Here is an 11153-nt window from a genome sequence, read left to right as displayed (position 1 = left end):
TGCGGGGGCTCGCCCCCGCAGGAAACGGAGAAAGGGCGGGCCTGGGGCACTCCGACATGCGATCTCCACCGCACCGGGGTGCCATGGAGGAAACCCCCGAGGCGGAGGACGTCATGGCACACGCGGTGTGGAGCGGAGCCCTCACCTTCGGACTGGTGGCCCTACCGGTCCAGATGTTCTCGGCCACCGAAAACCACACCATCCGCTTCAACCAGCTCCAGCGCGGCACCTCCGACCGCGTCCGCAACAAGCGCGTCAACGAACGCACCGGCGAGGAAGTCCCCCTCACGGAGATCGTCAAGGGGTACGACATGGGGGACGACTACGTCGTCGTCGAACCCGGCGAGCTGGAGGAGATCGCCCCGGGCCGCTCCAAGTCGCTGGAGATCAGCGGCTTCGTCGACCTGGACACCATCGATCCCATCTACTTCGACAAGACGTACTACCTGGGCCCCAAGAGCAAGGAGTACGCCAAGGTCTACGCGCTGCTCCACGAGGCGCTGAGCCGGTCGAACCGGGCCGGGATCGCCACGTTCGTGATGCGCAACCGCGAATACCTGGTCGCGGTGAAGGCGGAGGGCGACATCCTCACCCTGCACACCCTCCACTGGGCCGACGAGATCCGCGACCCCCGCACGGAGATCGGCACGCTCCCCGAGCACGCCAAGGTCGCCGATCGTGAACTGGCCACCGCCGTACAGCTCGTGGAGGCGCTCAGCGTCGACTGGGACCCCGAGACGTACCACGACACCTACCAGGAGAAGGTGCTCGAACTCGTCCAGGCCAAGCGGGCCGGCGCGACGGTGGAGAAGAGCGAGCCGGCGCCGCGCTCGACCAACGTCATCGACCTGATGGGCGCCCTGCAGGCCAGCATCGACAAGGCGAAGACCGGCGGCGGCAAGGCGAAGGAGGAAGCGGAGCTCCGGCCACCCGTGCGGCTCAAGGACGCGGCGGAGAAGCGCCGCACCCGGCAGGCGGCCGGGAAGGAGACGAAGAAGTCCGCCGCCGCGGAGCTGGAGGGGCTGAGCAAGACGGAGCTCTACCAGCGGGCCACCGACGCGGGAATTCCCGGCCGTTCCTCGATGAGCCGCGAGGAGTTGCTGAAGGCCCTGGCGGCCCACGCGGCCGAGCCGTCCGGCGGCGGCCGGCGCAAGAAGCGGGCGTCCTGAGAGGGCGGACGCCCCCGTGCCCGCCGCACCCGGCCGCCAGACGGTGGAGATCGAGGGCCACCGGCTCTCCCTCTCCCACCTCGAACGCGTCCTCTTCCCCGCCACCGGCCAGACCAAGGCCCACGTCCTGCACTACTACGCGCGGATCGCCCCGGCGATGCTGCCGCACATCACCGGCCGCCCGGTGTCCTTCGTCCGGGCTCCGGAGGGCGCGGCGGGCGAGAGCTGGGTCGCCAAGAACCCGCCGCCCGGCGCGCCGGACTGGGTGCCGCGGGCCACGGTCCGGCACCGGGACGGCACCACTCAGCAGGTGGTGATCGACTCGGTCGCCGCGCTGGTCGCCATGGTCAACCTCGGCGCGTACGAGGTGCACGTGCCGCAGTGGACGGCCGCGGCCGGGCGCGACGCCCACGACCGCGTCGTCCTCGACCTGGACCCCGGCCCCGGCGCCGACCTCGTCGTCTGCTGCCGCGTCGCCGAACGGCTGCGCCAACTCCTCGACGAGGACGGCCTCACCGCCTTCCCGGTGGTCTCCGGCTCCAAGGGGCTCCACCTGTACGCCCCCATCCACCCCGCCCCCGGCCGCTCGGTCAGCGCCTACGCGAAGGGGCTCGCCACCCGGCTGATGAACGAGCACCCCGGGCTGGTCGTCGTCTCCATGGCGAAGCTGGAGCGGCGCGGGAAGGTGCTCATCGACTGGTCCCAGAACGCGAGCGCCAAGACGACGGCCGCACCGTACACGGTGCGGGTGCGGGGGGAGCGGGAGGGGGTGGCGGCGCCGGTGACGTGGGATGAGGTGGGCTCCTGTCGGGAGCCCGGGGATCTGGGGTTCGGGTTGGACGCGGTGGTGGAACGGGTGGGGGAGTTCGGGGATCTGTTGGGGCCGCTGGTGGGGGATGCGGTGCGGGGTGTGTTGCCGTGAGGGGTGCCCCAGCCCCGCCCCTTCGCCGATTCCTGGGGGCAAGCCCCCAGCCCCCCAAAAACCGCGCTCCGCGCGGTTGTCCTCAAACGTCGGACGGGCTGAATAGCCCGTCCCGGGGGGTGCGGGGGCTTGCCCCCGCAAGAAACGGTAAAAGGGCGGGACCGGGGCTACTTCCCCCGCGCCCACGCGAGCAACTCCTCCCGCCCCCACGTCGTGACCACCTGCTCCGCCGGCACCCCGCACTCCTCCGCCCGGGCACACCCCAGCACCTGCCAGTCCAGCTGCCCGGGCGCGTGCGCGTCGCTGTCGATCGCGAACAGCACCCCCGTCTCCAGCGCCAGCCGCACCAGCCGCCGCGGTGGGTCCAGCCGGTCGGGCCGGCTGTTGATCTCGACGGCGGTGCCGAAGCGTTCGCAGGCGGTGAAGACGAGTTCGGCGTCGAAGACGGACTCGGGGCGCTTGCCGCCGACGAGGCGGCCGGTGCAGTGGCCGAGGACGTCGACGAGGGGGTTGGCGACGGCGGCGACGAGGCGGCGGGTCATGCTCTCGGCGTCCATGCGCAGCTTGGAGTGGACGGAGGCGACGACGATGTCGAGCCGGTCCAGGAGCTCGTCCTCCTGGTCGAGGGAGCCGTCGGGGAGGATGTCGCACTCGATGCCGGTGAGGAGCCGGAAGCCGTCCCCGAGCCGCTCGTTGACCTCGGGGACCACGTCGAGCTGTTGCCGCAGCCGGTCGGCGGACAGGCCGCGGGCGATGGTCAGGCGGGGGGAGTGGTCGGTGAGCACCGCCCACTCGTGGCCGAGGTCGCGGGCGGCGCGGGCCATGACGTCGATGGGGCTGCCGCCGTCCGACCAGTCCGAGTGCAGGTGGCAGTCGCCGCGCAGGGCCGCCCGCAGCGCGGCACCGCCCTCGGTGAGCGGCCGGTCCGCCTCCTGCTCCAGCCGGGCCAGGTAGGCGGGCGTCTCGCCGCGCAGCGCCTCGGCGACGACGGCCGCGGTCTTCGGCCCGATGCCCTTGCGGTCGGTGAGCGACCCGGCCTCCGAACGGCGGCGGACGTCGTCGGCGGGCATGGCGGCGACCACACCGGCCGCCGTCCGGAACGCCTGGACGCGGTAGGTCGGCGCCCCGTCGCGCTCCAGCAGGAAGGCGATGCGCTCCAGTGCCTCCACAGGGTCCATCCGGTTCGTCTCCTCTCTCCGGAATCACGGCCGCCGCAGCGCCGCCGGCGGCAGGAACTCCCGCACCAGCTCGCGGTGCCACCATGCGCCGGTCGTGCGCAGCTCGCGCCAGGTGGTGAAGCGGTAGAGGTAGAGCCGGGCGCGGACGTGAGCGGGTGGGGTGTCGGGGAACGGGTTGTGGCGGAGGAGGCGCAGGGTGTCGCGGTCGTTTTCGAGCAGTCGTTCGACGAAGGGGTCGAACCAGTCGCGGGCGTAGGCCGGGGAGATCCCCGCGAACCACATCAGCCAGTCAAGCCGCAGATGCCAGGGTGCGAACTGCCGGGGGAGCCGGCGCGGATCGCCCGGCTTGCCCCGGAAGCCGTACTCCTTCCACTCGGTCTCCGGGCCCAGGACCGTGTCCGACGTCCCCTCGACCACCACCTCGTACCGGCTCCGGTTGACGCTGCCGAAGGCGCCGTACGTGTTGACCAGGTGGTACGCGTTGAAGGACATGTTCATGCGCTGTCCGCGCGACAGCAGATTGCGCACCGGCCACCAGCTCAGCACGGCGACGAGCACGGTCACCGCGAGGACCAGGACCTCGTACCAGACCGGCGCCGAGGGGGCGGGGGAGGGGCCGGACGCCGAGAACAGGTCCGCCATGGCGTCGCCGTCCACCGCCGTGAAGGCCAGCACGATCGTGATCCAGTTGAGCCAGGCGAAGTTGCCCGAGGCGACCAGCCAGAGCTGGGTGACGATCACCAGCCCCGCCGCGACGCTCGCCACCGGCTGCGGCGCGAAGAGGCCGAAGGGCACCACCAGCTGGGCGACGTGGTTGGCGGCGGTCTCCACCCGGTGCAGCGGCCGGGGGAGCCGGTGGAAGAACCAGCTCAGCGGGCCGGGCATCGGCTGCGTCTCGTGGTGGTAGTACAGGCAGGTCAGATCGCGCCAGCAGCGGTCGCCCCGGATCTTGATCAGCCCGGCGCCGAACTCCACCCGGAAGAGGAGCCAGCGCAGCAGGAACAGCACGAGCACCGGCGGATCCGTCCGCGCGTTCCCCAGGAACACCGCCAGGAATCCGGTCTCCAGCAGCAGCGACTCCCACCCGAAGCCGTACCACGTCTGGCCGACGTTGACGATCGACAGGTACAGCCCCCACAGCACCAGCCACATCGGCATCGCCGCCCACAGCGGCACCGCGTCGGCGGCCCCCACCGCCACCGCCGCGGCCAGCAGGGCCCCGCCCCAGGCGCAGCCGGCGAAGAAGCGGTCCGAGTAGTGGAAGCGGAAGAGGGTGGGGATCCGGCGGGCCGGGACGTACGCCAGGTAGCGCGGTACGGGGAGCATGCCGCGCTCCCCGATCAGCGCCCGGAACTGCAGCGCCGCCGAGGCGAAGGCGACCAGGTAGAGGACGGCCAGCCCGCGCTGGAAGACCAGCCGGCTCAGCCCGTACCCGGAGGCCGTGAACCACTCCATGCCCCTCCGAGTACCCCGGGCGCCCCGTCGACCGCGCAGTCACATCGAAGAAACGGACAAAAGGTGGCAGAGTGAATCCATGGTTGATCGGGGAGCCACGCCTGCCTCCGGAGCGCTGCCGGATGACTGGCCCGCCCGCCCGGAGCGCTGCCTCGCCCTCAACCACGTCGGCACCTTCGACTGGGACCTCCTCAGCGGACGGCTCCACCTCGACCCCATCGCCCTCGACATCCTCGGCATGCCGCCCGGCGAGTTCCGCGGCGGCATCGGCGACCTCGCCGCCCGGGTGCCGCGCGCGGACGGCGCCCGGCTCGACGCCCTGGTGGCGCGGGCCTTGAAGGACGGCAGCGAGAGCTACGGCGCCTACCACCGGGTGCGCTGCCCCGACGGCCTCCGCTGGGCCTACACCCAGGGCCGCATCGAGCGGGACGCCGCCGGCCGGCCCCGCCGCATCCTCGGCGTCCTCCGCGAGGCCAACGAGGAACTGCGCCTCCCCGACCGGCCGGGGGAGCAGAACGGCGACCGCCGGCACACGACCACCGTCGTCGAGACCACCACCGCCGCCCTCGCCCACGCCAGGACCGTCCAGGACGTCATCGACTTCTTCAAGGACGCCCGCGCCGTCGAACACCTGGGCTCCGACCTCCTCGTCCTCGGGCTGGTCGAGTCCGGGCGCGTCCACCTCGTCGCCGAGGGCCCGTCCGAGCACTTCATCCCCGGCACCCGCTACACCCGGATCGACGACGACTTCCCGATGAGCGAGGTCATCCGCACCATGACCCCGCGCTTCATCGAGTCCCGCGACGAGTGGGCCCGCTGCTACCCCTGGCTGTGGGAGCGGATCAAGGGCATCGGCATCTCCTCGGCCGCCTACCTGCCGCTGATCGCCCAGGCCCGGCCCATCGGCGCGCTCGGCCTCCTCTACCGCGAGGCCCGCGGCTTCACCCGGCAGGAACGCGACCTCTTCATCGCCCTCAGCAGCAGCCTCGCCCAGAGCATCGCCCGCGCCATGCTCTTCGACCAGGAACACGACCTGGCCGAGGGCCTCCAGCAGGCCATGCTGCCGCGCCGCATCCCCGAGGTGCCCGGCGCCCAGATCGCCGTCCGCTACCGCTCGGCCCGGATGGGCCGCGACATCGGCGGCGACTGGTACGACGTGGTCCCGCTGCCCGGCGGCCGGGTCGCCGCCGTCATCGGCGACGTCCAGGGCCACGACACCCACGCCTCCGCCGTCATGGGCCAGCTCCGCATCGTCCTGCGCGCCTACGCGGCCGAGGGGCACTCCCCGGGCACGGTCATGGCCCGCGCCTCCGCCTTCCTCCACGAACTGGACACCGATCGCTTCGCCACCTGCTGCTACGCCGAGGCCGACCTCGCCACGGGGGCCGTCCAGCTCGTCCGCGCCGGGCACATAGACCCGCTGCTCCGGCACGCCGACGGCACCTCCCGCAGGCTGCCCGTCGCCGGCGGCCTGCCGCTGGGCCTGTCCGCCGAGTTCGGGCGGCTCGACTACCCCGTGACCACGGTGGAGATCGAACCCGGCGAGACGCTGATGCTGTTCACCGACGGCCTGGTCGAACAGCCCGGCTCCGACCTGGACGAGGGCATCCGGCTGCTCGCCGCACTCGTCCAGGAGGGCCCCGAGGACCCGCACGACCTCGCCGACCGGCTGTGCGACGTCGTCGAGGAGCGCGTCGGCGAGGACGACATGGCCATCCTCCTGCTGCGCCGTCAGGGCACCGTCGCCCGCCCGGGCGGACGCCTCCAGCAGCACATCGCCCCCGCCGACCCCGAGGCGCTGTCCGCCGCCCGGCACATGATCCGCACCGCGGTCCGCGCCTGGGGCGTACGGGACCGGGCCGACGACATCGAGCTCGCCGCCGACGAGTTGGCGACCAACGCCCTGCTGCACACGGACGGCGCGGCCGTGGTCACCATCCGCATGCTCCCCGGCGCCGGACGGCGGCTGCGCGTCGAGGTCGAGGACCGTTCCAGCGCGCTGCCCCGCCGCCGCGAACCGGGCGAGTCGGGTGTCTCCGGGCGCGGGCTGCTGCTCGTGGACCGGCTCGCGGACGGGTGGGGCGTGGAGTCGCGGGGGAGCGGCAAATCGGTGTGGTGCGAGTTCGACTTGTCGGTCGAAGGGACGGCAGGGGCGGCAGGGGCAGCGGAGGTAGCAGGGGCGTCGGGGGCGGAGAAGGTGAAGGGGGCGAAGGAGTCGGCGGGGCGGGCCGGGCGGGGGGACGGGTGACACGCCCCGCGCGCGCCCCCAAGGCGCCCGAACGGCCCGCACTCCGGGAAGAGGTCAAGGTCACAGCCGTATCCTCTGCTGCCGGGCGCGCCCGACCCCCTAGCCTTCCCCCCATGACGGTCCTGCCCGAAGAAGGCTTCTCCCTGGCCGCCGAATTCCCGGACGCGACCCGCGAGCAGTGGCAGCGCCTCGTCGAGGGCGTACTGCGCAAGGCGGGGAAGGACGCCGGGGGAACGGCGGCGGAGGACGCGCTGGCCACCGCCCTCCAGGACGGGCTGAGCACCCGTCCGCTCTACACGGCCGACGACGCGGCACCCGACCCCGGTCTCCCCGGCTTCCCGCCGTTCGTCCGCGGCGGGCGCCCCGAGGGAACGGCGGTCTCCGGCTGGGACGTACGCCAGCTCCACGCCGAGCCCGACCCCCGCCGCGCCAACGACGCCGTCCTGGCCGACCTGGAGAACGGCGTCACCTCCCTCTGGCTCACCGTGGGCCCCGCCGGCATCCCCGTCGACGGCCTCGCCACCGCCCTGGACGGCGTCTACCTCGACCTCGCGCCCGTCGTCCTGGACGCCGGGGCCGACGCGGAGGCCGCGGGCCTGGCGCTGCTGCGGCTGTACGAGGAGCGGGGCATCCGGCCCGGCACGGTCCCCGCCAACCTCGGCATCGACCCGCTGGGCACCCTCGCCCGTACCGGCGGCGAAGGCCCCGGCACCACCCTCGCGGTGCGCTGCGCACGGGAGTTCCCCGGCCTGCGCGCCCTCGTCGTCGACGCCCTGCCGTACCACGAGGCAGGCGCCTCGACCGCGCAGGAACTCGGCTGCGCCCTCGCCACCGGCGTCGCCTACCTCCGGACCCTCACCGACGCCGGCCTGGACGTCGACGAGGCGTGCGGGCAGCTGGAGTTCCGGTTCTCGGCCACCGCCGACCAGTTCCTCACCGTCGCCGCCCTGCGCGCCGCCCGCCGGCTCTGGTCCCGTGTCGCCGAGGTCTGCGGTGCGTCCCCGGCCGCCCGTGCGCAGCGCCAGCACGCCGTCACCTCGCCGGTGATGATGACCCGCCGCGACCCGTGGGTGAACATGCTGCGCACCACCGTCGCCTGCCTCGGCGCGGGCGTCGGCGGCGCGGACGCCGTCACCGTCCTGCCGTTCGACAGCGCCCTCGGCCTGCCCGACGCGTTCGCCCGCCGGATCGCCCGCAACACCTCGTCGATCCTGCTGGAGGAATCGCACCTGGCCCGGGTCGTCGACCCGGCGGGCGGCTCCTGGTACGTCGAGCGGCTGACCGACGAGCTCGCGCACGCGGCCTGGGCCTGGTTCCAGGAGATCGAGCGGGCCGGTGGCCAGGAGGCCGCGCTGCGCTCGGGGCTGATCGGTGAACGGCTCGCCGCCACCTGGGCGGACCGCTCCCGCCGGCTCGCCACCCGGCGCGAACCGGTCACCGGCGTCAGCGAGTTCCCGCACCTGGACGAGCGACCCGTCGAGCGGCGGCCCGCGCCCGCGCCGCCCGCCGGCGGCCTTCCGCGCGTCCGCCGCGACGAGGCGTTCGAGGCGCTGCGCGCCCGGTCCGACGCCCACGCCGCCGCCACCGGCGCCCGTCCCCGCGTCTTCCTCGCGGCCCTCGGCCCGGCCGCCGCGCACACCGCGCGGGCCGGCTTCGCCGCCAATCTTTTCCGGGCGGGCGGTATCGAGCCCGTCCACGACCCCGTCACCGTCGACGCGGACACCGCCGCCGACGCGTTCCGCCGCAGCGGCGCCGCCGTCGCCTGCCTCTGCTCCTCCGACGCGCTCTACGCCGAGCAGGCGGAGGACGTCGCCCGCGCCCTCAAGTCCGCGGGCGCGACGCGGGTGTTCCTCGCCGGGCGCCCGGGGGACCGGCGCGACGACTGGCGGCGCGCGGGCGTCGACGCCTTCGTCTCCGCCGGCGACGACGCGGTCGCCCTCCTCTCCTCCGTCCTCGACCACCTCGGAGTGGCGTGATGAGCATCCCCGACTTCTCCCGCATCGACCTCGAACCGGACGGACCCGGGGCGCAGGCCCCCGCCGACGCCGGGCAGTGGCGGGCGGCCCTGAAGGAGAGCACCGGCCGGAGCGCCGGCGACCTGCTCTGGGAGACCCCGGAGGGCATCGGCGTCAAACCCCTCTACACCGGCGAGGACCTGCACGGCCTGGACTTCCTCGGCACGTACCCCGGCATCGCGCCCTACCTGCGCGGCCCGTACCCGACGATGTACGTCAACCAGCCGTGGACGATCCGGCAGTACGCCGGCTTCTCCACCGCCGAGGAGTCCAACGCCTTCTACCGCCGCAACCTCGCGGCCGGACAGAAGGGCCTCTCCGTCGCCTTCGACCTGCCCACCCACCGCGGCTACGACAGCGACCACCCGCGCGTCACCGGTGACGTCGGCATGGCGGGCGTCGCCATCGACTCCATCTACGACATGCGGCAGTTGTTCGACGGCATCCCGCTGGACAGGATGAGCGTGTCGATGACGATGAACGGCGCCGTGCTGCCCGTCCTCGCGCTCTACATCGTCGCCGCGGAGGAGCAGGGCGTACCGCCCGAGAAGCTGGCCGGGACCATCCAGAACGACATCCTCAAGGAGTTCATGGTCCGCAACACCTACATCTATCCGCCGAAGCCGTCGATGCGGATCATCTCCGACATCTTCGCGTACACCTCGCAGCGGATGCCGCGGTACAACTCCATCTCCATCTCCGGCTACCACATCCAGGAGGCCGGGGCCACGGCCGACCTGGAGCTCGCCTACACCCTCGCCGACGGCGTCGAGTACCTGCGGGCCGGGATGGGCGCCGGGCTGGACGTGGACGCGTTCGCGCCCCGGCTGTCCTTCTTCTGGGCGATCGGCATGAACTTCTTCATGGAGATCGCGAAGATGCGGGCGGCGCGGCTGCTCTGGGCGCGGCTGGTGAAGCAGTTCGACCCCAAGAGCCCCAAGTCCCTTTCCCTGCGCACCCATTCGCAGACCTCCGGCTGGTCGCTGACGGCGCAGGACGTCTTCAACAACGTGACCCGCACCTGCGTCGAGGCGATGGCCGCCACGCAGGGGCACACGCAGTCGCTGCACACCAACGCCCTGGACGAGGCCCTCGCCCTGCCCACGGACTTCTCCGCGCGCATCGCCCGCAACACCCAGCTCCTGCTGCAACAGGAGTCCGGCACCTGCCGGGTCATCGACCCGTGGGGCGGCAGCACGTACGTGGAGCGGCTGACGCACGACCTCGCGCGCCGGGCCTGGCAGCACATCCAGGAGGTCGAGGCGGCGGGCGGCATGGCCCAGGCCATCGACGCCGGCATCCCCAAGCTCCGCGTCGAGGAGGCGGCGGCCCGCACCCAGGCCCGCATCGACTCCGGGCGGCAGCCGGTCATCGGCGTCAACAAGTACCGGGTGGACAGCGACGAGCAGATCGAGGTCCTGAAGGTCGACAACTCCTCGGTCCGCGCCCAGCAGATCGAGAAGCTGCGGCGGCTGCGGGAAGAGCGGGACGAGACCGCCTGCCGGGACGCGCTGGACGCCCTCACCCGCGCCGCCGGCGGCGACGGCAACCTGCTCGAACTCGCCGTGGACGCCGCCCGCGCCAAGGCCACCGTCGGCGAGATCTCCGACGCCCTGGAGAAGGTGTACGGACGCCACGCCGGCCGCATCCGTACCATCTCCGGTGTGTACAGGCAGGAGGCCGGACCGTCGTCCGGCGTGGAGCGCACCCGCGCGCTCGTCGAGGCGTTCGAGCGGGAGGAGGGCCGCAGGCCCCGCATCCTGGTCGCCAAGATGGGCCAGGACGGGCACGACCGCGGCCAGAAGGTGATCGCGACCGCCTTCGCCGACCTGGGCTTCGACGTGGACGTCGGCCCGCTCTTCCAGACCCCGGCGGAGGTCGCCCGGCAGGCGGTCGAGGCGGACGTGCACGTCGTCGGCGTCTCGTCGCTGGCCGCGGGGCACCTGACGCTGGTGCCGGCGCTGCGCGAGTGCCTGGCCGAGGAGGGGCGCGAGGACATCATGATCGTCGTCGGCGGGGTGATCCCCCCGCAGGACGTGCCGACGCTGCTGGAGATGGGCGCGACCGCCGTCTTCCCGCCCGGCACGGTGATCCCCGACGCCGCCCACGACTTGCTGGGGACCCTCGCCGGGGCCCTCGGCCACGAGCTGTGAGCCGGGCGGCCGG

At 73.2% G+C, this 11153-nt stretch carries 7 protein-coding genes; 5 read left to right on the top strand and 2 right to left on the bottom strand.

The genetic code is table 11. The annotated features are described in order from the left end of the window. The first annotated feature begins 83 nt into the window (after positions 1-83). Together ACQEVS_RS04150 and ligD are read left to right on the top strand one after the other, a co-directional pair. Complete coding sequence (locus ACQEVS_RS04150; protein ID WP_433015359.1) at positions 84-1169, top strand: Ku protein; 1086 nt, start codon at positions 84-86, stop codon at positions 1167-1169. Between the two features lie 16 nt (positions 1170-1185). Continuing rightward, entirely contained in the window at positions 1186-2091 is a 906-nt protein-coding gene (ligD, locus tag ACQEVS_RS04145; RefSeq protein ID WP_433015356.1) for a non-homologous end-joining DNA ligase, read from the top strand. Between the two features lie 167 nt (positions 2092-2258). On the opposite strand, the gene ACQEVS_RS04140 is transcribed toward ligD, so the two are convergent. Together ACQEVS_RS04140 and ACQEVS_RS04135 are read right to left on the bottom strand one after the other, a co-directional pair. Further along, positions 2259-3269, bottom strand: a complete 1011-nt coding sequence (locus ACQEVS_RS04140; RefSeq protein WP_433015353.1) for a PHP domain-containing protein — start codon at positions 3267-3269, stop codon at positions 2259-2261. Between the two features lie 24 nt (positions 3270-3293). After that, positions 3294-4724, bottom strand: coding sequence for a lipase maturation factor family protein (locus ACQEVS_RS04135; protein ID WP_433015350.1), 1431 nt, complete (start codon positions 4722-4724; stop codon positions 3294-3296). 79 nt (positions 4725-4803) lie between these two features. Here ACQEVS_RS04135 and ACQEVS_RS04130 point away from each other — a divergent pair, with 79 nt between their 5' ends. From ACQEVS_RS04130 to scpA, 3 genes are all read left to right on the top strand, one after another. Further along, complete coding sequence (locus ACQEVS_RS04130) at positions 4804-6972, top strand: SpoIIE family protein phosphatase (RefSeq protein ID WP_433015347.1); 2169 nt, start codon at positions 4804-4806, stop codon at positions 6970-6972. A gap of 113 nt (positions 6973-7085) precedes the next feature. Next, positions 7086-8948: a methylmalonyl-CoA mutase small subunit gene (mutA, locus tag ACQEVS_RS04125; RefSeq protein ID WP_433015344.1), complete on the top strand. Its 1863-nt coding sequence runs from the start codon at positions 7086-7088 to the stop codon at positions 8946-8948. Beyond that, complete coding sequence (gene scpA, locus ACQEVS_RS04120; RefSeq protein WP_433015341.1) at positions 8948-11140, top strand: methylmalonyl-CoA mutase; 2193 nt, start codon at positions 8948-8950, stop codon at positions 11138-11140. Before mutA ends, scpA begins: the two co-directional genes overlap by 1 nt. The last annotated feature ends 13 nt before the right edge of the window (positions 11141-11153 follow it).

It is taken from the genome of Streptomyces sp. CA-181903 (genome assembly GCF_050937075.1).
In the GTDB taxonomy this organism is placed as follows: domain Bacteria; phylum Actinomycetota; class Actinomycetes; order Streptomycetales; family Streptomycetaceae; genus Streptomyces.
Note: the sequence above shows the minus strand (reverse complement) of the source record. Positions and strands in the feature narration are given on the sequence as shown.